General features: G+C 65.8%; 17 protein-coding genes. 5 read left to right on the forward strand and 12 right to left on the reverse strand.

Annotation, left to right across the window (positions count from 1 at the left end):
• Positions 1-123: 123 nt before the first annotated feature.
• The 4 genes from ACYX4S_RS14805 to ACYX4S_RS14820 form a co-directional block, all read right to left on the reverse strand.
• Positions 124-921, reverse strand: a complete 798-nt coding sequence (locus ACYX4S_RS14805) for an FAD binding domain-containing protein (protein WP_422067861.1) — start codon at positions 919-921, stop codon at positions 124-126.
• Positions 922-1,004: 83 nt separating this feature from the next.
• Entirely contained in the window at positions 1,005-3,374 is a 2,370-nt protein-coding gene (locus tag ACYX4S_RS14810; protein WP_476360747.1) for a xanthine dehydrogenase family protein molybdopterin-binding subunit, read from the reverse strand.
• A 153-nt stretch (positions 3,375-3,527) separates the two neighbouring features.
• Positions 3,528-4,016, reverse strand: coding sequence for a (2Fe-2S)-binding protein (locus ACYX4S_RS14815; RefSeq protein ID WP_422067859.1), 489 nt, complete (start codon positions 4,014-4,016; stop codon positions 3,528-3,530).
• A gap of 165 nt (positions 4,017-4,181) precedes the next feature.
• Positions 4,182-4,952, reverse strand: a complete 771-nt coding sequence (locus ACYX4S_RS14820) for an SRPBCC family protein (RefSeq protein ID WP_422067858.1) — start codon at positions 4,950-4,952, stop codon at positions 4,182-4,184.
• A 330-nt stretch (positions 4,953-5,282) separates the two neighbouring features.
• On the opposite strand from ACYX4S_RS14820, the gene ACYX4S_RS14825 reads away from it, so the two are divergent.
• The 3 genes from ACYX4S_RS14825 (at position 5,283) to ACYX4S_RS14835 (ending at position 8,031) form a co-directional block, all read left to right on the forward strand.
• Positions 5,283-6,239, forward strand: coding sequence for a class I SAM-dependent methyltransferase (locus ACYX4S_RS14825; RefSeq protein WP_422067857.1), 957 nt, complete (start codon positions 5,283-5,285; stop codon positions 6,237-6,239).
• Positions 6,236-7,102, forward strand: coding sequence for a TrmH family RNA methyltransferase (locus ACYX4S_RS14830; protein WP_476360748.1), 867 nt, complete (start codon positions 6,236-6,238; stop codon positions 7,100-7,102). Before ACYX4S_RS14825 ends, ACYX4S_RS14830 begins: the two co-directional genes overlap by 4 nt.
• A gap of 62 nt (positions 7,103-7,164) precedes the next feature.
• Positions 7,165-8,031 (forward strand): SDR family oxidoreductase, encoded by an 867-nt coding sequence (locus ACYX4S_RS14835; RefSeq protein ID WP_476360749.1) that lies wholly within the window; start codon positions 7,165-7,167, stop codon positions 8,029-8,031.
• 8 nt (positions 8,032-8,039) lie between these two features.
• Here ACYX4S_RS14835 and ACYX4S_RS14840 read toward each other — a convergent pair whose 3' ends face one another.
• The 4 genes from ACYX4S_RS14840 to glpK form a co-directional block, all read right to left on the reverse strand.
• The gene (locus ACYX4S_RS14840; protein WP_476360750.1) at positions 8,040-8,813 is read right to left on the reverse strand and encodes a DUF1194 domain-containing protein; all 774 of its coding nucleotides are present in this window, start codon (positions 8,811-8,813) and stop codon (positions 8,040-8,042) included.
• 123 nt (positions 8,814-8,936) lie between these two features.
• Positions 8,937-9,854: a DMT family transporter gene (locus ACYX4S_RS14845; RefSeq protein ID WP_476360751.1), complete on the reverse strand. Its 918-nt coding sequence runs from the start codon at positions 9,852-9,854 to the stop codon at positions 8,937-8,939.
• Entirely contained in the window at positions 9,851-10,789 is a 939-nt protein-coding gene (locus ACYX4S_RS14850; RefSeq protein ID WP_476360752.1) for a bifunctional helix-turn-helix transcriptional regulator/GNAT family N-acetyltransferase, read from the reverse strand. The genes ACYX4S_RS14845 and ACYX4S_RS14850 overlap by 4 nt, the downstream gene beginning before the upstream one ends.
• Positions 10,790-10,928: 139 nt before the next feature.
• Positions 10,929-12,452 carry a glycerol kinase GlpK gene (glpK, locus tag ACYX4S_RS14855; RefSeq protein WP_476360753.1) on the reverse strand — a complete coding sequence of 508 codons (1,524 nt, stop codon included), beginning with the start codon at positions 12,450-12,452 and terminating at the stop codon, positions 10,929-10,931.
• Positions 12,453-12,679: 227 nt separating this feature from the next.
• Between glpK and ACYX4S_RS14860 the strand changes: the two genes are divergently transcribed.
• The gene (locus ACYX4S_RS14860) at positions 12,680-13,897 is read left to right on the forward strand and encodes an MFS transporter (protein ID WP_476360754.1); all 1,218 of its coding nucleotides are present in this window, start codon (positions 12,680-12,682) and stop codon (positions 13,895-13,897) included.
• Between the two features lie 152 nt (positions 13,898-14,049).
• On the opposite strand, the gene ACYX4S_RS14865 is transcribed toward ACYX4S_RS14860, so the two are convergent.
• Entirely contained in the window at positions 14,050-14,250 is a 201-nt protein-coding gene (locus tag ACYX4S_RS14865; protein WP_293720231.1) for a cold-shock protein, read from the reverse strand.
• 461 nt (positions 14,251-14,711) lie between these two features.
• Positions 14,712-16,517: a translation elongation factor 4 gene (lepA, locus tag ACYX4S_RS14870; RefSeq protein ID WP_293720232.1), complete on the reverse strand. Its 1,806-nt coding sequence runs from the start codon at positions 16,515-16,517 to the stop codon at positions 14,712-14,714.
• A gap of 245 nt (positions 16,518-16,762) precedes the next feature.
• Between lepA and ACYX4S_RS14875 the strand changes: the two genes are divergently transcribed.
• Entirely contained in the window at positions 16,763-17,800 is a 1,038-nt protein-coding gene (locus ACYX4S_RS14875; protein WP_476360755.1) for a hypothetical protein, read from the forward strand.
• Between the two features lie 25 nt (positions 17,801-17,825).
• Here ACYX4S_RS14875 and mepA read toward each other — a convergent pair whose 3' ends face one another.
• Positions 17,826-19,028 (reverse strand): penicillin-insensitive murein endopeptidase, encoded by a 1,203-nt coding sequence (mepA, locus tag ACYX4S_RS14880; RefSeq protein ID WP_476360756.1) that lies wholly within the window; start codon positions 19,026-19,028, stop codon positions 17,826-17,828.
• Positions 19,029-19,204: 176 nt separating this feature from the next.
• Positions 19,205-20,233, reverse strand: a complete 1,029-nt coding sequence (locus ACYX4S_RS14885) for a patatin-like phospholipase family protein (protein ID WP_476360757.1) — start codon at positions 20,231-20,233, stop codon at positions 19,205-19,207.
• Positions 20,234-20,294: the final 61 nt, after the last annotated feature.

The raw sequence follows: 20,294 nt of genomic DNA on the forward strand, positions 1-20,294 counted from the left end.
CCGCGCGCCTTCGTGCAGGCGCGCGGCCTCCCCTCCCGGAAACGACAGCCAACCTCCTCCATTTCGAGGCACACGGCAGCCGGAAGCTCGCACCTCCGGGCTGCCGCTGGTGTCCTCGTGTCGTCAGCCGCAGGCGGCAACCGCGCGCTTGGCCATCACGGTGATCAAGTTGGCGCGATAGGCGGCCGAACCGTGAATGTCCGACAGGAGATTTCCGTCATCGATGGCAACGCCTGCAACAGCGTCTGCCGAGAAGGAACCTGAAAGCGCGGCCTCCAGCCCCTCGTGGCGGAAGACGCCGTCCTGGCCCGCACCCGTCACCGCCACCCGGATGCCATCCGCCGTCTTCGCGACGAAGACGCCCGCCATGGCATAGCGCGAGGCAGGGTTGGGATACTTGGCGTAGGCACAGGCATCGGCCACGGGGAAGGTAATGGCGGTGATGAGCTCGTCCTCGCCGAGGGCGGTCTCGAACATGCCGGTGAAGAACTCGCTCGCCGGGATCTCGCGCTTGTCCGTGTGGACGGTCGCCCCCAGCGCCAGAACCGCGGAGGGATAGTCGGCGGCGGGGTCGTTGTTTGCCACCGAGCCGCCGATGGTGCCGCGATGGCGCACATGCGGATCGCCGATATGCCCGGCAAGCGTCGCAAGGCCCGGCAGGAGGCGCTTGACGATGTCCGAGGTCGCGACCTCGGCATGAGTGGTCGCGGCACCGATGCGCACGCCCGACCCGGTCTCGGTGATGCCCTTCATGTCATCGATGCGGGTCACGTCGATCACGTCGGAGGGCGCGGCAAGACGCTGCTTCATGGTCGGCAGAAGCGTCTGCCCCCCGGCCAGAAGCTTGCCGTCCTCGGCGGAGCCCAGTTTTGCCACGGCGTCGGACACGCTCGCGGCACGGTGATAGGTCGTCTCATACATGCGGGTCTCTCCTTACCCAACAGATCCTGGGGCGGGCATCCGGCCGGGACCGGCGGACGCCCGCGCTGTCGAATGGCAATGCCTCACTCGGCCGCGGCGGCGGGCGCGACGCTGCGCAGCGCCTTCCAGACCGTCTCGGGCGTCGCCGGCATCTCGAGCGCATTGGTGCCGATGGCGTCCGTGATGGCGTTGATGACCGCAGGCGGAGACCCGATGGCGCCCGCCTCGCCGCAGCCCTTCATGCCGAGCGGATTGCCCGGACAGGCCGTGACCGTTGTCATCAGGCGGTAGGAGGGCACATCGTCGGCGCGCGGCATGGTGTAGTCCATGTAGGACGCCGACAGGAGCTGGCCGTCCTCGTCGTAGGCCGCATTCTCCAGCAGCGCCTGGCCGATGCCCTGCGTCAGGCCGCCATGCACCTGCCCCTCGACGATCATCGGGTTGATGATGGTTCCGAAGTCGTCGGCTGCCACGAAGTCGACGATTTCCACCTTGCCCGTGTCCGGGTCCACTTCCACCTCGCACACATAGGTGCCGGCCGGGAAGGTGAAGTTGGTCGGATCGTAGAAGGCGCCCTCCTTCAGGCCCGGCTCCATGCCCTCGGGCATGTTGTGGGCCGTGTAGGCGGCCAGCGCCACCTGGAAGAAGGGAAGCTCCTTGTCGGTGCCGGCAACCTTGAACGTGCCGCCCTCCAGCGAAATGTCGCCTTCCGAGGCCTCCATGAGGTGCGCCGCAAGCTTCTTCGCCTTGGCCTCGACCTTGTCGAGCGCCTTGGAGATGGCCGACATGCCCACCGCGCCGGACCGCGAGCCGTAGGTGCCCATGCCGAACTGCACCTTGTCGGTATCGCCATGGACGATGGCCACCGTGTCGAGCCCGACGCCGAAGCGATCGGCGACAAGCTGCGCGAAGGTCGTTTCGTGCCCCTGGCCATGGCTGTGCGAGCCTGTCAGCACCTCGATCGTGCCGACCGGATTGACGCGGACCTCGGCCGATTCCCAAAGCCCGACACCGGCGCCAAGCGAGCCGACCGCCTGGGACGGCGCGATACCGCAGGCCTCGATGTAGCAGGACAGGCCGATGCCGCGCAGCTTGCCGCGCCGGGCGGCTTCCGCCTTGCGAGCGGCGAAGCCCTTGTAGTCGATCGCCTCCAGCGCCGCGTCGAGCGACGCGTCGTAGTCACCGGCGTCGTAGCACATGATGACGGGCGTCTGATGCGGGAAGGAGCGCACGAAGTTCTTGCGACGGAACTCCGCCGGATCCATGCCGATCTCGCGCGCGGTGGTCTCCATCATGCGCTCGACCAGATAGGTGGCCTCCGGACGGCCCGCGCCGCGATAGGCGTCGACCGGCGTGGTGTTGGTGTAGACCGTCTTGACGTTGGCATGGATCGCCGGGATGGCGTACTGGCCCGACAGCAGCGTCGCATAGAGATACGTCGGCACCGAGGACGAGAACAGCGACATGTAGGCGCCGAGATTGGCGATCGTCTTCACCCGCAGTCCGGTGATGCGGTTGTCCGCGTCAAGCGCGACCTCGGCCTCGGAATAGTGATCGCGGCCATGGGCATCGGTCAGGAACGCCTCGGTGCGGTCACTGGCCCACTTGACCGGAACGCCAGTGCGCTTGGAGGCCCACAGGCACACCATTTCTTCCGGATAGATGTAGATCTTGGAGCCGAAACCGCCGCCCACGTCCGGTGCGATCACGCGCAGCTTGTGTTCCGGCGCGATGTTGTAGAAGGCGGAAAGCACCAGACGCGCCACATGCGGGTTCTGGGAGGTGGTCCAGAGCGTGTAGTGCTCGTCCGCCTCGTCGTACTGGGCAAGCGCCGCGCGCGGTTCCATCGGGTTGGGAACCAGCCGGTTGTTGCGGATCTCCATGCGGGTCACATGGGCGGCCGATGAAAACGCGGCATCCACCGCACTCTCGTCACCGATCTCCCAATCGTAGATCAGGTTGCCCTCGGCCTCGGGATGGATCTGCGGCGCGCCGTCCTTCAGTGCATCGAGAGCATCGACCACCGCCGGCAGCGGCTCATAATCGACCTCCACCGCATCGGCGGCATCGCGCGCCTGCGCACGGGTCTCGGCGACAACGACGGCCACCGCCTGGCCCACGTGGCGCACGATCTCCGGCTCCAGCGCCCGCCAGGCGCCCATCTTCATCGGCGACCCGTCCTTGGAATGGATCATCCAGCCGCAGATAAGATTGCCGACGCCGTCGGCCACGAGCTCGGAGCCGGTCAGGACGGCGACCACGCCGGGCATCGCCCGCGCGGCCTCGGCGTCGATGCCGTTGATCTTCGCGTGGGCATGGGGCGAGCGCACGAAGGCGGCGTGCATCATGCCCGGCACCTGCATGTCGTCCGTGTAGCGTCCCTTGCCGGTGATGAACCGCTTGTCCTCGCGCCGCGTCACCCGCGCGCCGATGCCATCCGTCGAACCTGCCATGTCGTCCTCCCTGCGAAGGCCGGCCCCGGTCTCCTCCCGCGGGCACGCGCCTCCCTTACTCCGATTGCGTGATCCGGTCCGGCGACCTCCCGCACCCGGGCGCGGGCCTCATGCCGGACTCCTCCGTCCGCGCGGCGGCGCGGGCGGAGCGTCTCATTCGGCGGCGGTGCGCATTCCCGCGATCTGCTCGCTCGCGGCGGCAATGGCCTTGACGATGTTGTGATAGCCCGTACAGCGACAGATGTTGCCCTCGAGCTCGGCACGGATCGTGGCCTCGTCCAGCGGTCCGCCAAGACGGTCGATCATGTCGACGGCGGCCATGATCATGCCCGGCGTACAGAACCCGCACTGAAGGCCGTGATGCTCCTTGAAGGCCGCCTGCACCGGATGCAGTTCGCCATTCCGCGCCAGCCCCTCGATGGTCACGACCTCGCTGCCGTCGGCCTGGGCCGCCAGCATGGTGCAGGACTTCACCGCCTTGCCGTCCACATGCACCACGCAGGCGCCGCACTGGGACGTGTCGCAACCGACATGGGTGCCCGTCATCCCGAGGCCGTCACGCAGCAGCTCCACCAGAAGCGTGCGGTCCTCGATCTCGCGGGACACGCTGCGCCCATTCACCGTCATTGAGACTTTCGACATGCTCTTCCTCCCAGACATCCGAATTCTGACCGCCGGCGGCGACTGTGCCTCGCGGCCGGCTTGGTTTCGGTCGCGACGGCGGCACACCGGCACCGCCATCGCAAAAACAACCCCGTACCGTGCGTCACGCGCGCGGCACGGAGGAAAACATCCAGGGCGCCAGGCTCACGAACTCATGAGCGCCAGCACCACGATCAGCGCGCCGAGCGCGATCAGGCCCCAGACCATGGGCCCGCCGAAGGCACCGCGCGCGGCGGCCGTCTCGACTTCCGCCTCGGCCTCGTGGAAACTCTTTTCCACCTGCTCCTCGACGTCGTGAACCGCCTTGCCCATCGTGTCGGGCAGAGCCTCCATTGCGCGGGTCTTCGCCTCTTCGGCAAGGCCCGGATCGAGTTCGTCGTCCTCACCGGCGGCCCCGGTATCCTGCGAGGCGGAAGCGGTCGTTGCCGCAGCGGCGGTCGCGGGAGCGGCGGCAGGCGCTGCCTCGCCCTCCCCGCCACCTTCGACGATTTCCTTGAAGTTGCCGAAGAACTCGTCCGCCATCTTGCGCGAGGTGGAGACGATGAGACGGCTGCCAAGCTGGGCGAGCTTGCCCCCGACCTGGGCCTTCACCGTATAGGTGAGAACCGTCTCCTCACCGTCCTCGGCCAGGTTCACGTCGGCCGAGCCCTTGGCAAAGCCGGCGACGCCGCCCTTGCCCTCGCCAACGATCGTGTAGCTCTCGGGGGGATTGAGGTTCTCGAGCGTGACCTCGCCCTTGAACGTCGCCTTGACGGGGCCGATCTTCGCGACCACCGACGCCGACATCTGCGTGTCGGACGTCTTTTCGAGTTCCTGGCATCCGGGGATGCATCGGCGCAGGACGTCGGCATCATTGAGCGCCGCCCAGACCTTGTCCCGCGGCGCCGTGATCCGGTACTCGCCAGATAAATCCATCAGTCGTTTCCTCCGGCAATGGGACCCGATCCGAATGGCGTCAGTTCTGCCGATACCGGCACCTTGGTTCTGACAGCCTGGGTCCGGCACGTGCTTTATGACTTCTAGCAGATTGGCGAAGGCTGCGGGTGCTTTCAAGGCCTTGACGATGAAAACGTCCGAACTTTCGTCGCATCGGGGTCGGCATGTTGCGCAACCTGTTGCGTCCCGCCGCACCGACGGGAAGACCGCGCCCGCGCTGCCGGTGATTGACCCCGACGCCGCGCCGTCCTAAGCGAACGGCCACAACAGACGCACCGTACGACACGACGACCCGAAAGACACCGGCCCATGCCCTCGCCCGCAAGTCCGTCCCCGCTTCACGCCGATGCCGGCTCGCCCCCCGTCTCCGCCTGGCCGACGATCCTGGAGACGCGCGGCTGGAGCGACTACGCCCTTCTCGACTTCGGCCACGGCCGCAAGCTGGAACGGTATGGCGGCATCGTCGTGGACCGGCCCGAACCGCAGGCCATGGGCCGTCCGCGCCTTTCCGAAGGGCGCTGGCGCGAGGCGGACGCGGTCTTCACCGGCAACGACGAGGACGACGGCCCCGGCCGCTGGCGGCTCAACCGCGATCTGCCGGAGACATGGAAGATGGCCTTCCACGACGTGCGCTTTCTGGGCCGCTTCATGTCGTTCCGCCATGTCGGCGTGTTTCCCGAGCAGGCCGCCCACTGGCAATGGATGGCCGAGCGCGTCGCCCGTGACGCGGCCCGGCCGGGCGCGGAGCCGCCGCGCATTCTCAACCTCTTCGGCTACACGGGCCTGGCCTCGCTGGTTCCCGCCGCCGCGGGTGCCCATGTCACCCATATCGACGCCTCGAAGAAGGCCATCGGCTGGGCGCGGGAAAATCAGGAGCTTTCGGGACTGGAGCACCTCCCCGTGCGCTGGATCTGCGAGGACGCGACCAAGTTCGTCGCCCGCGAGATCAAGCGCGGCAACACCTATGACGGCATCCTTCTCGACCCGCCGAAATACGGGCGAGGCCCCAAGGGAGAGGTCTGGGACCTCTACCAGAGCCTGCCCGAGCTTCTGCCCATGGTGGAGAAGCTCCTCTCGCCGAACGCCGGTTTTCTCATCCTGACCGCCTATGCGATCCGCTCGAGCTTCGTCGCCCTGCACGAGTTGATGGCCGAAACGCTCGAGACACGCGGCGGGCGGCTGGAATCGGGCGAACTCGTCCTCACCACGGAAGACGGCGCGCGGGCGCTCTCGACCTCCCTCTTTTCGCGCTGGAGCAGCAAATGAGCACGCGCTCCCAGGGGCCGTCCGAGACCCGGCGTGCCGGCACGGTGAAACAGGTCACCTCCTTTTCCAATCCGCTGGTGAAGGACATCAAGGCCCTCGTCGCCCAGCGCAAGCACCGGCAGAAGACCGGACGGTTCGTCGCGGAGGGGCTGAAGCTTGCCGCCGATGCGCTCGAGGCCGGCTGGACCGTCGACATGCTGGTCATGGGGCCGGAGGCACGCGAGAGCGACGCCGCGCGCGAGGTGGCGGCACGGGCACGCGCGCGCGGTGCGACGATCCTGGAAGTCACCACGGCCGTTCTCGCGGCCATGACACGACGCGACAACCCTCAGATGGTGGTCGGCGTCTACGAGCAGCGCACCCAGTCCGACAGGGTTCTTTCCGAGGCACTTTCCGCCGCCGGAGCCCAGGACGTGTGGATCGCGCTCGACCACGTGCGTGACCCCGGAAATCTGGGCACGATCATCCGTACCGCGGACGCGGTCGGCGCCAAGGGTGTCATCCTGGTCGGCGAGACCACCGACCCCTTCTCGGTGGAGACCGTTCGCGCGACGATGGGCTCGCTTTTCCATGTGCCGCTGGCGCGCATGACGCGCGCCGCCTTCCGTGACCGCGCCACATCCTGGCCGGGCACGCTGGTGGGGACCCATCTCAAGGGATCGACCGACTATCGCAAGATCGCCTATCGCGGGCCCGTCATGCTGCTCATGGGCAACGAACAGGCGGGGCTTCCCGACGACATGGCCGAGGCCTGCAACGCGATTGCCCGCATTCCGCAGGTCGGACAGGCCGACAGCCTCAATCTCGCGGTCGCCACCGCCGTCATGCTCTACGAGATCAGGCGCGACGCCCTGGACCTTTGAGGCAAGCGCACGAGGTTCGACCGGGAAGCCTTTTACGTTCCATTCCACCCTGCGAGGTTTTCATGCGTCTTTTCGTCTTCGGTCTCGGCTTTTCCGCCAGCGCCTTCGTCCGCGAGGCGAAGGATCGCTTCGACTGGATCGGCGCGACGACACGCAGCCCGGAGAAGGCCGAGGCCATGCGGGCGCAAGGGATCACGCCCTTCCTCTTCGACGGCACGAAAAAGGGGGACGGCATCGCGGAGGCTCTTGCCCGGGCGACACATGTTCTGGTGTCCATCGCCCCCGACACGGAAGGCGACCCGGTGCTGCTGCATCATCGCGATGACCTGGAAGCGGCCCGTCCCGGATGGATCGGCTACCTCTCCACGGTCGGCGTCTACGGCAATCACGATGGCGCCTGGGTAGACGAGGACACGCCGGTGATGCCGGTCTCCAAGCGTTCGCATCAGCGGGTGGCGGCGGAAAACGCCTGGCTCATGCTTTCCCGGAAGACCGGCATTCCGGTTCAGATCTTCCGCCTCTCGGGGATCTACGGCCCGGGGCGCAATGCCTTCGTCAACTTCGAAAAGGGCAAGGCGCGGCGCCTGGTCAAGCCTGGACAGGTGTTCAACCGCATCCACGTGGACGACATCGCCGGCGCGCTGATGGCCGCCGTTTCGCGCGAGCCGTCGACGCGGATCTTCAACGTCACCGACGACGAACCCGCCCCGCCCCAGGATGTGGTCGCCCATGCGGCCGAACTGCTCGGCGTCGCGCCGCCGCCGGAACAGGATTTCGAAACGGCGGACCTGTCGCCGATGGCGCGTTCCTTCTACGGCGAGAACAAGCGCGTCTCCAATGCGCGCGTGAAGGAGGAACTGGGCTACAGGTTCCGCTTCCCCGATTACCGCGCGGCCCTTGCCGCTCTTCACCGCGACGGCTGGCGCTGAAGCGCCGCTCAGCGGGGGAAACGCACCGGCGCGTCGCCCGCCCTGTTCCCCAGCCGGGCGAGAGCGCGGCGCGGCCCCGCGTCCGCGATTTCCAGGATCAGCTTCTTGCGCACCGCGCCGGCGAATGTCGCGGTGCTGTCGGCGGTCACGACAAATGCGCCGGGACCGCCGATGATCCTTTCCGCGAATGCCAGCTCCAGATCGTAGGAAGCCGGGCGTCCGGAGCAGTGCCTGCACAGCACGGCCAGTCCGTTGATGACGATGCCGGAGGCGACCACTTCCGCCCGCACCGTCTCCAGTGGCGGGCCGCTCCAGGTGTTGGCGCTGTCGGCCGAGAGATCGATCACCCGCCTCAGGCCGGTGATGTCGTTTTCCTCGATCAGTGCCTTGCCCTTCAGCAGGGCAGAGCCGATGGCATTTCGCCCGTAGGCACGGCGGGGAGCGGCCATCAACGACCGGGCGAACGCTGACGCCGACGCGGGGCCGTCGATTATCGTCCAGCCCACGACCACATCCTGCGACATGGCATTGCCCCACTCCACATAGGTGACGGCGATCTTGCCGTAGGCATTGTCGGCAATCGCCGAAAGCACGAGAGGATCGGTGATCGCGTCGGCATAGCCTTTTCTCTGGAAACGGATTTCCGCGTCGTCGATCGAGCCGGTGCTGTCAGCGAGAAGCACCAGTTCCAGATCGACCTCTTCCGCCAGCGCGGGCCGGACGACCCCGACAAGCGCGAGAGCCAGAAAAAGGGACAGGACAAGGCAGGCGGATCCGTGCACGGCCATCACTCCCGCTGAAACCCGACACGACAGTGAACCACGCGATGCCCGCGGGGGAAACCGCCCCGACTTCACATTCCCGCCAGCCGGCCATGGCCGGTGCTCGACCGCACCGCGCCCGCCTCAGTCGGCGGACCCGGGCGCGGGCACGGCGACCGCGAGGGACCGGGAGCGCCTTTGCGCGAAGGCGATCGCGACGAGACTTCCGACGACCAGCGCCACCGCTCCAACCTGGGTGGCCGAAGGGGTGGCTCCCAGGAAGAGCACGGCAAGCACCGTCGCCGTGACCGGACTGAGGCCGAGAAAGGCCGTGACGACCGCTGCCTGCAGGTGGGTGAGCGCGTAGAGCCACAAGATGAAGCCGAAGCCGCTGGAAACGCCGACAAAGCCAAGCAGGACCAGTGTCCGCGTCGACCATTGCCCGATCGGGACGCCGCCGCCCTCCGCGAGGCTCATGAGACCGAGCGGCAGAAGCGACGCAGCCATGGCGATCATGCCGACCTGCGTCACGCCGTTGCGTTGCAGGTAGGGACGATAGAGATGCGAGCACAGGGCACCAATGAGCGTCGCGCCGCCGGCGCAGGAAAGTCCTGTCCAGTCGGAGGGGCCAAGACGTCCGCCCAGCGCGTCGCCTCCCAGCAGCACGCCAACCCCGACCACCGACAGGAGGATGGAACCGAACTCGAGGCGGGACACCCGCCCGCCGGCGAACCCGAGACCGAGCACAAGCGTGACCACCGGAAGCGTCGCGAAGACAAGCGCCACGCGCGGCGACCCCGCGTGGAGAACCGCCACGTTCAGCAGTGCCACCAGAACACCGAACTGGCCGATCCCGATGAGGGCGACGGGCAGGAAGTCGCGGCGCGCGACACCGGGACCACGTGCGTTCAGTGCTACGGGAACGATCAGTGTCAACGCGATGGCATACCGCAGGAAGCCGAGGCGGCCGGCTCCGACGTCCGCGACCACCGCTTCGCTGGCGACAAGAGCCGCGCCGACCTGAAAACCGGTGACAATGGACGCAACCAGAGCACGCGTCACAGGTCACGCCCCCATATCTGACCGACCAGATCCTGGCCAAAGCTGTGATGCCGCTCCTGTTCGAGAAGCTCGAAGCCCGTCGCCTGGTAGATCCTGAGCGCGGCAACGAGGTTGTCGTTGGTCCACAGAACCATGCGCTTGTAGCCGCAATCGGCGGCAAACCGCAGGCATTCCTCCACGAGACTGCGGCCGAGACCGCGCCCGCGCGCGGCCGGATCGACATAGAGCATCCTCAGCTTGGCGGTCTCCGCGTCCTGTCGCACGACGAAAACCGAACCGACCACCTCGCCTTCCATTTCCGCGATCCAGCACCGTTCGCCCGACGGATCGAAGTCCTTCACGAACTTGCCCGTGATCTCGGACAGCAGCCCCTCGAAGGTCCAGTCGAACCCATACTCCTTCGCATAGAGCGTGGCCTGACGATGAATGACGAACCCGAGGTCTCCCGGGCGCGGTTCGCGCAGGATGAAGGTGCGTGCGTCGGGCAAGTCGCCGAGGATCCTCCGGATCCGGGTCATGGCTCCGGTCAGCAGTGCCCTTTCCCCCTCCTGAAGCGGTTCGAGAAGGGCGGCAACCTCGGCCGCCGACGCGGCATCGAGCACGGCATAAACCTCCCGCCCCTGCTCGGTCAGGCTCAACGCCAGCCGCTTGCCGTTTTCCGGCGACGGCGTGCGCTGCACCAGCCCGTCGGCCTCGAGGCCACTCAGCAGGCGGCTGACATATCCCGCATCCATCCGCAGGGCCTCGCCGAGTTCACGCGCGGAAGGCGGCGAGGCGGCCGGCGCGCTGGCCACCTCGTGAAGGATCCGCGACTGGGCGAGCGAAAATCTTGAGGCAAGCAGATGCTCGTTCAAGGCGCCGACAAGGCGCGTATGGAAGCGGTTGAACTGCCGTACGGCGGCGATCTCCCCGTCACGAACCCGTTCCGGCGCCATGTTGCCTATTCCCCTCATATATTGACAAAGTCAACATACTCGGCGGACACCTCCGTGGTCAACGTTTCTGCATCAACGAAAACCGGCGGCCTTCCAAAGGAAGACCGCCGGCCAGGAAAAGCCTTTTGTCGTCGTCGGCTCAGTTGGTGCGCGTGCGCCGCACCGCGTCCTGCCAGCCCTCGTAGAGCACCTTTCGGGCAGGTTCATCGAGATCGGGCTCGAACCGCCGGTCGAGCCGCCAGTCCTCCGCGAACGCCTCCATGCCCGGCCACACGCCCGCCTTCTGTCCCGCAAGCCAGGCGGCGCCCAGCGCGGTCGTCTCCAGCACCTGAGGCCGGTCCACCGGCGCGCCGAGGATGTCGGAGAGAAACTGCATCGTCCAGTCGGACGCGGTCATGCCGCCATCGACGCGCAGCACGATGCCGTCCTTTGCGGTGTGCGCCAGGTGGGCCGCATCGTCACGCATGGCGTCGATCAGGTCCCGGGTCTGATAGCCGACGCTTTCAAGCGCCGCGCGGCAGAAGTCCGCCGGCCCGCTCGCCCGCGTCAGGCCGAAGAGGGCGCCGCGCGCGTCGGGATCCCAGTAGGGTGCGCCAAGGCCGACGAAAGCCGGGACCAGATACAGCCGGTTCGCCGGATCGGAGCCAGCCGCGAGCTCCTGCGTCTGCGAGGCCTCCTCGATGATCCCCAGGCCGTCGCGCAGCCATTGCACCGCGCTTCCGGCAACGAAGATCGACCCCTCCAGCGCGTAGGTGGTCTTGCCCTCCAGCCTGTAGGCGATGGTCGACAACAGCCTGTTGCGCGAGGTGACCCGCGACGCTCCGGTGTTGATCAGCGCGAAGCAGCCCGTTCCGTAGGTGGACTTGACCATGCCGGGCGCGAAACAGGCCTGCCCGACGGTGGCCGCCTGCTGATCGCCGGCAACGCCGAGAATCGGCAGTTCGGCGCCGAAGTGCGCGGCATCGACAATGCCGAACTCGTCCGAACTGTCCTTCACCTGGGGAAGCATCGACATGGGCACGTCGAGCAGGCCGCAAAGCTCCTCGTCCCAGCAATTGTCGTCGATGTTGTAGAGCAGCGTGCGCGAGGCATTGGTCGCATCGGTGACATGGGAGCGCCCGCCGGTCAGCTTCCACATCAGCCAGGTGTCGACGGTTCCAAACAGCAGGTCCCCGGCCTGGGCAGCCGCGCGTGCCCCTTCGACATTGTCGAGGATCCAGGCGAGTTTCGTGCCGGAAAAATAGGGATCGAGCAAGAGGCCGGACTTGGCCGCCACCGTGTCCTCGTGGCCGGCCTCCTTCAGTCTCGCGCAGACCGACGCCGTCCGCCGGTCCTGCCAGACGATTGCCCGGTGCACCGGCTCGCCGGTCTTGCGGTTCCACACCAGCGTCGTCTCGCGCTGGTTGGTGATGCCCACCGCCGCGATCGCGGACGCTCCGCCGTCGACCTGTTCAAGCGCCTCGCGACACACCGCCAGCGTCGAGGTCCACAGATCCTCGGGCTCGTGCTCGACCCAGCCCGAGCGCGGAAAATGCTGCGCAAACTCCTGCTGCGCGCTGGCCACCGCCCGAAAACTGCCGTCGAACACGATTGCCCGGCTCGAGGTCGTGCCCTGGTCGATTGCCAGGACCAGGCCCCGGGAACCCTTCACACCCTCACCCACGCGTCGCCTCCGAGATGTTCGTTTTGTTTCCTTAATTGCCGGTTTGGACATTCAAGCGAAACAAAATGCCAGTCAATCGAAAAGCCAGCCTCATCCCCGTCCGACAGCCGGACCGCAACGCATGCGGAGCACCTCCGCCCCGACACGCCGGGGGCTGGACTTGAAGACACCCGGGTGATCCTCTTGCCCGCTCCTGCGCCCACACTTCCCGCGGACCGACACCACGCATGACACCGCCCCGTTCCGCCCCGCCCCATGCAAAGGCCCTCGCGCTCTCGCTGCTCGCAACGGCGGTGATCGCGGCTTTGTCGCTGTGGTTCGTGTCCGCCGCCATCCTGCCGGAAATGCTGGCCGAACGGGCAATCTCACCCATGCGCCAGGCGCTTCTGTCCAGCGGCGTGCAGATCGGCTTCGTCGCCGGCGCCCTGGCCTCCGCCGTGCTCGGACTGCCGGACCGGCTGCATCCGGGGCGGCTGTTCGCGCTTTGCGCGGCGCTGGCCGGAGCGATCAACGCCACGCTGATCGTCGTGCCCGTCGGCAGCGGCACGGCAATCGCGGCACGTATCGCCACCGGTGCCCTTCTTGCCGGCGTCTATCCCGTGGGAATGAAGATCGCGGTCGGCTGGGGCCTGCGCGACCGTGGCTTTCTGGTCGGAATTCTCGTCGGGGCGGTCACGATCGGCTCCGCCGTTCCGCATCTTTTCGCCCTTGGCGGCGGGACCGACTGGCGGCTCACCGTGTCGCTCGCCTCGCTCGCGGCACTTTTCGCCGCCGTGCTCGCGCTGTTCGTGGGTCTCGGCCCGCATCACGCCACCGCGCGCCGGTTCGACCCCACCGTCGTCGGCGAGGCCTGGCGAAACAGGCGGATCCGCCTCGCGTTCCTCGGCTACTTCGGTCACATGTGGGAGCTTTACGCCATGTGGACATGGGCGGGCGCGGCCCTCGGCGCGTCCTTCGCAACGCTGATGCCGGAAGAGGACGCTCTTTTCGGCGCGCGCCTTCTGACCTTCCTCGCGGTCGCGCTTGGCGGCATCGGCTGCATCGCCGGCGGCTATGTCGCCGATCGCATCGGCAAGGAGACGGTGGCCATCACCGCGCTCGCCGGCAGCCTCGCCAGCGCGGTCTTTTGCGCGTTTGCCTTCGGCGGTCCACCGGTGATCGTCGCGGCGGCCTTCCTGTTCTGGGGCCTGACGATCGCGCCGGATTCACCGCAGTTTTCGGCGCTGGTCGCCGATTTCGCCGCTCCCCGGCACGCCGGAAGCATCATGACGCTGCAAACGGCGCTCGGCTTCGCCCTCACCTTCGTGACGGTGCAGGCCACGCCCGTGCTCGCCAGACTGCTTGGCTGGCAGGCCATGATCCTGCTTCTGGCGGCCGGCCCGGCCCTCGGTCTCGTGGCCATGTTGCGATTGCGACGGCTCATGCGTTCGCAAGAGGATGGCTGAGCCGGCTTTTCGGGAGGGCAGATACAGGAACGGCGTGGTCGCACCTGCGCCACGCCGTTCGCGTCGTTCGGTCTTCGAAAGTCCCGCGGGTCCGGCGGGTTTTGCGCCGCGCCACAGGCGCGCGCTTCGCCCCGCCCGTCCCTTCAGGCCGATCAGAGGACGCGCAGGTTCTCCGCCATGGAGCGACCGCGCGCATAGGCGAGATCATACGCGACCAGTTCGCCCTCGCGCAGGGCGCGGACGCCCGACTTGCGAAGCGCGGCCATGTTGACCTCGACGAAATCACCTTCATTGGGCTCGATCTGGCCGATACCGGTCTTCATGTCGAACCACTTCACGTTACCAAGTTCCATAGTCATCTCTTTCTTATCGTTGATTAGAGCGTTCACGACAGCCTGTTCATCGACCGGAACGGGGCACATGCACCGGGCGGCCGGTTCGCGCATTGTCGTTTTCAGGCGCGACTCCCGGATCCCGGCCGGTGTCCCGTTCCGCATCCTCCGCGCGGAAACCTGGACTTCGGCCTCGCCCTGCAGTGCTTCCTTGCCGGGACCGCGCTAGCGGCCCTGTCCGGTTCGGTAGCCCCTGAGCCTTTGTGCATCGAGGGTGTTACAGGCGTACGACACCGCCGGGAGCGGCATGTCGAGTATCCGATGATGAACAGACACCGTTAAGAAATGGTGACCGCGATCCCGTTTTGCAAGGGAGGCGGCACAAAGCACCCGGACACAACGCCTGAATGCATAAGAGCGGCCCGCAAGGGGCCGCTCTCGTTATATGGGACTGCAGGAAGGGGAATTCAATCCGCGAGAGATCAACTGTCCATCTTGAGCGCCTTGATGAAGGCTTCCTGCGGAATTTCGACCTTGCCGAACTGCCGCATCTTCTTCTTGCCTTCCTTCTGCTTCTCGAGAAGCTTGCGCTTTCGCGTCGCATCACCGCCGTAACACTTGGCGGTCACGTCCTTCCTCAGCGCCGCGATGGTCTCGCGCGCGATCACCCGGGCACCGATGGCGGCCTGGATCGGGATCTTGAACATGTGGCGCGGGATCAGGTCCTTGAGCTTCTCGCACATGGCCCTGCCCCGGCGCTCCGCCTGGGAGCGGTGCACCAGCGTCGACAGCGCGTCCACCGGCTCGGCGTTGACCAGGATCGACATGCGCACGAGGTCGCCCTCGCGGTAGTCCGAGATCTGGTAGTCGAAGGAGGCATAACCCTTGGAGATCGACTTCAGCCGGTCGTAGAAGTCGAACACCACCTCGTTGAGCGGCAGGTCATAGGTGACCATGGCGCGCGAGCCGACATAATTGAGGTCGATCTGGATGCCGCGCCGCTCCTGACAAAGCGTCAGGATCGACCCCAGGAACTCGTCCGGCGTCATGATGGTGGCGCGGATCCACGGCTCCTCGATGGTGTCGATCTTCACCACGTCGGGCATGTCGGCCGGGTTGTGCAGCTCCTTCATGGTGCCGTCGGTGAGGTTCATGCGGTAGACGACCGAGGGCGCGGTGGCGATCAGGTCGAGATCGAACTCGCGCTCCAGGCGCTCCTGGATGATCTCCAGATGCAGCAGGCCCAGGAAGCCGCAGCGGAAACCGAAGCCAAGCGCCGCCGAGGTCTCCATCTCGAAGGAGAAGGAGGCATCGTTCAGCCGCAGCTTGCCCATGGCGGCGCGCAGGTCCTCGAAGTCGTTGGCATCGACCGGGAACAGGCCGCAGAACACCACGGGCTGGGCCGGTTTGAAGCCGGGAAGCGCCTCGGCGCACGGCTTGCGGTCGTCGGTGATCGTGTCGCCGACCCGTGTGTCGGCCACCTCCTTGATCGAGCCGGTGATCACGCCGATCTCGCCGGGGCCGAGTTCGTCGGTGTTGAGCAGCTTTGGCGTCATGACGCCGACGCGGTCGATCTCGTAGCTGGCGCCCGTGCCCAGCATCTTGATCTTCTGGCCCTTCTTGAGCCTTCCGTCGATGATGCGCACCAGCACCATGACGCCGAGATAGGTGTCGTACCAGCTGTCCACCAGCAGCGCCTTGAGCGGCGCGTCCACGTCGCCCTCGGGCGCGGGAAGCCGGGTCACGATCGCCTCCAGGACGTCCTCGACGCCGAGCCCCGTCTTGGCGGAGATCAGCACCGCGTCGGACGCGTCGAGGCCGATCACGTCCTCGATCTGCTCCTTGATGCGCTCGGGCTCCGCCGCCGGCAGGTCCACCTTGTTGAGCACGGGCACGATCTCGTGGTCGTTCTCGATGGCCTGGTAGACGTTGGCGAGCGTCTGGGCCTCCACGCCCTGGCTGGCATCCACGACCAGCAGCGATCCCTCGACGGCGGCCAGCGAGCGCGAGACCTCATAGGCGAAGTCCACGTGACCGGGCGTGTCGATGAGGTTCAGCTTGTACTGCTTGCCGTCCTTGGCCTTGTAGATCAGGCGGACGGTCTGGGCCTTGATGGTGATGCCGCGCTCGCGCTCGATGTCCATGGAGTCGAGCACCTGCTCCTTCATCTCGCGCTCCGTCAGCGTGCCCGTCATCTGGATCAGGCGGTCGGCCAGAGTCGATTTGCCGTGGTCGATATGCGCCACGATGGAGAAATTGCGGATGTCGGAGATCGTCTTGGTGCTCATGCGCGCCCATTTACCATCGCGCGATGCCCCCGCAAAGGGGAATGCGCGGGCAACCCGCGAGAAAGATGTAGGGAGGAGTATCGGACTCGGCGAGTACCTTCCGAATCGATCCGCTGATACAACCGCCAATAAATAGCCACCGCTCCCGTTCAGCATACCGAAGACCCACCAACACGAATAAACAAGAGTAACCCAGTTGAAATTTTTAAATATTAGAGCCTACCATTAGTTGACAAAATCGGAAAATGAACTCAAAAATAACTTACATTTTCAGTCTATCGGGTGTCATTGTGGAAAAGATCAGATTTCATTTTGAAGGCGCGCTATCGACAGAGCACCATCTCAATTTTTATGAAGCCGCGAGGTTTCAATACGCAGCTGCTAGACTGACCACCAAGCTGATACAGTTCCAGAATCATGGTCGCTTCAATAAACGAATTACCGACAAGACAAATACTGATGCACTGTTAGCGACCCATCAGAACGGCTCATTTGACATATCAATTTTGGTCCCCTTTGTTATGGCAGCGTCTGAAGTATTCATAACAGCACCTATTGGAACTCTTATGTCTTACGCCTTTGAACGCATCCTAGGCAAGACGAATGGTAGCGAGGTTGTCGAGGCCCTCAATGCCCAGAAGGCGATCGCTGAACAGTTCGGGGAAATCAATAACAATGACTCAGAAACGATTCAAAAAGCGCTTCACCTCATCGAGAGGCAGCAAATAGATTTAAAAGAAACAAGTGAAAAGCACTCAAAATACCTAGAGAAACGAATTGCAGAACTTGAAAGAGAACGTTTGCTCCACGAAACTGAAGCGCAAATAACGAGGATTGATGCTGCGAGGCAGGAGAAACTTTTGGCAATGGCCGCCCCTTTAGTTTCGGAAATGGCTACCGCACTCCGAAGATCAGCTAATACACTTGAAATATTCGATGAAACGTCCAAAGAGTCGCCGCGACGTTTTCTATATTTGGATCGAGAGATGGCTGAAGAAGTCATCGTCTCAAAGGTTGATGACCAGATCACAGCCATTCGCGTCGATATCGTTCAATACAACAAAGAAACTGGGTGGGGAAAATTAAGACTCACATCATCACACGACTTAGTTCCTTTTAATGTCCCAACAGATATTAAAGAGCGCCTACGGACCAGAATAATGCAAGAAATGAATAAAAAGCAGACTTTCGTTCAAGCCTACTATGTCCGTGATCGTTCCAAAGAACCAAAGAGAATGATCCTCGTCGGGATCATTGATGAGCAGGACGACAGAGAGAGCTAAGAAAGCTCCCCAAACTCCATGCCCCTCACCGCGCCACCAGAACCTCGGTGCAGGCGGCGGGGAGCTTCGACAGGCGGACCGGCTTCTTCTTGGTCGGTTTCTTCGCGGTCTGGGGCTTTTTCGGCTTCTTCGGCACCCAGGGCTCGTCGGAGAGCCACCAGTCGAGTTCCTTGCCGCAGCCGTCACCGGGGGGCGGCGCCTTCTGGTCCTTGCAGCCCGCGCTGCCCGCGGGACAGGCGATGCGCACGTGGAAATGGTAGTGGTGCCCCCACCACGGGCGGACCTTGTTGAGCCACGAACGGTCCGCGCCGGTCTCGAAGCGGCACAGGGCCTGCTTGATGCCGGGATGCACGAAGATGCGCGCCACCCGTTCGTCCTGCGCCGCACGGCGGATCAGCCGGGCGCGGGAATCGCTCCATTTCGCCGGATCGACGCCCCTGTCCGCGCCCTTCAGCTCCGACGAGCCCTTCAGCATGGACACGGCCGACATGGTCTCGCGCTCCTCCCGGCTCAGCTTGCGGTCGGGCATGGGGGTGAGCCAGATGTCGGCGTCGAGACCGATCTGGTGACTGGCGTGGCCGGAGGTCATCGGCCCGCCGCGCGGCTGGGCGAGATCGCCGACAAGCAGGCCGTTCCAGCCAAGCGCCGGTGCGTCGTCGGCAAGGCGCTGCAACACGTCGATCAGTTCGGGATGGCCCCAGTTGCGGTTGCGCGACAGGCGCATCACCTGCCAGCTCGGCCCGTTGACGGGCAGCGCCACCGCGCCGGCCACGCAGCCGCGCGCGTAGGATCCGATGGAGCGCGCCGCGAGCGGAGCCGCGACCTTCACGCCGCCGAAAAGCGCGCGGGCATCCGATGACGCGGACACGCTGGCCGGAACGCCGGAGGAGACCGCCGCCGGCACAAGGGCAAGCGGGGCATCGGCTGCGGACGCGAGGAGATCCCGGTTGTCGGGCGCCGGCCGGGGGCGCGGCGGGGCGACCAGCGTCGCGATGGCGCCCCGCCCCGACGGTTGCGCATCGGGCGTGGCCGCGACGGGCGCGATCGTCGTGGTGGTGACGCGCCGGTCCTGCCCGAGAATCCCGGCCGCCTCCACGGCGCCGGGCTTTTCGCGTGGCAGGGGCGCGGCGACGGCCACGGTGGAGAGGAACGCCGACGACAGGACGCTGGCCAGCGCCAGAGACCGGAGCACGCCACGCGACGGTCCGTGCGGTGCCTTCCCGCGCATTGCCTGCATGGTCCTGCTCCCCTGTACCGCGCCCGGACGGGAATGCCCGCCAGACGCTCATGACGTTCACCGCCGGTGAGATCCGGCGGCCGGAAATCAAACGGCTTCGATCATGGTCGCACGGGCCGATTTACGAACGGTTAACCATGTTTTTACACCCCGGGGGGCGGAAAGCGTCAGTCCGTGCGCTCGCTCATCTCAGCCGCCAGGTCGTCGAGCAGCACCGTGTTGTCGCGCATGATGCGGTCGGCCACACCGTTCAGTTCGATGATGTTGGCGGGCCGGGCGTTGTCGATGGCCTCCGCGACCTCGGGAAGGTCCCCGTCGAGGCGGATCACCCGCGCACCGGCATCGGCAAGCAACTGGCCGGCAAGTTCGGCGGTCGAGGCCGCCTGCCCCTGTGCCATGGCGGACAGCAGCGGCATTCCGCGGCGCGGAGAGAGCCAGCCAAGCGCATCGAGCCCGCTGACCGCGCGCTCATCGCGCGGGGTCTGGCGCGTTCCGCTTCCCAGCGACACGATGACCAGATCCTTCGCCTCCCAGCCCAGCCTTCGCGCCTGGGCGTAGGCGGCAAGCAGCGGATTCTCCATGAAGACGCTGCCACCGATCAGCAGGCGGTCGGCCTCGCCCGACAGGCTCTCGGCGCGCATGGGCGGCAGGTGCAGCGGCAATGCCATCGTGGCACGCACCGCCTGCCAGGCGTAGAAATCGCTGGGCCGCCCGCCGTCGGCGCCAAGCCCGTTGGCCATGACGACCGGTTCGCGCGCGGCGATGTCATAGGCGGTCAGAACGACGCGGGTCAGCGCGCCCTGAAGCGATGCCCAGCCGAACCGCCCCTTGAGCAGACGCTCGAAGGGGCGCTCGTCGAAGCTGTGATCGAAGGGCGCCATGGGGTTTGCCGCGAAGCGCTCCAGAAAGCCCTTGCGGCGGAACAGTTCGCGGCACTCCACCTCGAAGAAGCGCCTGAGATCGGGAAGGGAGGCAACCGGCGTGCCGCCGGCGTCCTCCGGACGCGGCAAGGCGAGGCTCGCCGCGATCAGCCCTCCGGCGGAGGTGCCTGCCATCATGTCGAAGTAGCGATGGAGCGGGCCGTCCTTGCCCGAGGTTCGCAGCCGCGCCTCGATGGTCTCGAGCAGACGGACCGGGATCAGCCCCCGGATTCCGCCACCATCAATGGTCAGAACGAACCGCTTGCGCCCTTGCATGTGTCATCGCCCTCCGTATCGGTTTCAAAACCCCATCATGGGGCCTGAAGCCTTTTGGAGA

The organism is Stappia sp. ABD4_338, assembly GCF_056312175.1.

Bases quoted from the DNA above. Each gene is read 5' to 3' on its own strand.
- ACYX4S_RS14835 (WP_476360749.1), top strand. From the start codon at position 7,165: ATGCGTCTTTTCGTCTTCGGTCTCGGCTTTTCCGCCAGCGCCTTCGTC.
- mepA (WP_476360756.1), bottom strand. From the start codon at position 19,028: ATGCGCGGGAAGGCACCGCACGGACCGTCGCGTGGCGTGCTCCGGTCT.
- ACYX4S_RS14815 (WP_422067859.1), bottom strand. From the start codon at position 4,016: ATGTCGAAAGTCTCAATGACGGTGAATGGGCGCAGCGTGTCCCGCGAG.
- ACYX4S_RS14860 (WP_476360754.1), top strand. From the start codon at position 12,680: ATGACACCGCCCCGTTCCGCCCCGCCCCATGCAAAGGCCCTCGCGCTC.
- ACYX4S_RS14885 (WP_476360757.1), bottom strand. From the start codon at position 20,233: ATGCAAGGGCGCAAGCGGTTCGTTCTGACCATTGATGGTGGCGGAATC.
- ACYX4S_RS14805 (WP_422067861.1), bottom strand. From the start codon at position 921: ATGTATGAGACGACCTATCACCGTGCCGCGAGCGTGTCCGACGCCGTG.
- ACYX4S_RS14825 (WP_422067857.1), top strand. From the start codon at position 5,283: ATGCCCTCGCCCGCAAGTCCGTCCCCGCTTCACGCCGATGCCGGCTCG.
- ACYX4S_RS14875 (WP_476360755.1), top strand. From the start codon at position 16,763: ATGAACTCAAAAATAACTTACATTTTCAGTCTATCGGGTGTCATTGTG.
- ACYX4S_RS14810 (WP_476360747.1), bottom strand. From the start codon at position 3,374: ATGGCAGGTTCGACGGATGGCATCGGCGCGCGGGTGACGCGGCGCGAG.
- ACYX4S_RS14865 (WP_293720231.1), bottom strand. From the start codon at position 14,250: ATGGAACTTGGTAACGTGAAGTGGTTCGACATGAAGACCGGTATCGGC.
- ACYX4S_RS14850 (WP_476360752.1), bottom strand. From the start codon at position 10,789: ATGGCGCCGGAACGGGTTCGTGACGGGGAGATCGCCGCCGTACGGCAG.
- ACYX4S_RS14820 (WP_422067858.1), bottom strand. From the start codon at position 4,952: ATGGATTTATCTGGCGAGTACCGGATCACGGCGCCGCGGGACAAGGTC.
- lepA (WP_293720232.1), bottom strand. From the start codon at position 16,517: ATGAGCACCAAGACGATCTCCGACATCCGCAATTTCTCCATCGTGGCG.
- ACYX4S_RS14830 (WP_476360748.1), top strand. From the start codon at position 6,236: ATGAGCACGCGCTCCCAGGGGCCGTCCGAGACCCGGCGTGCCGGCACG.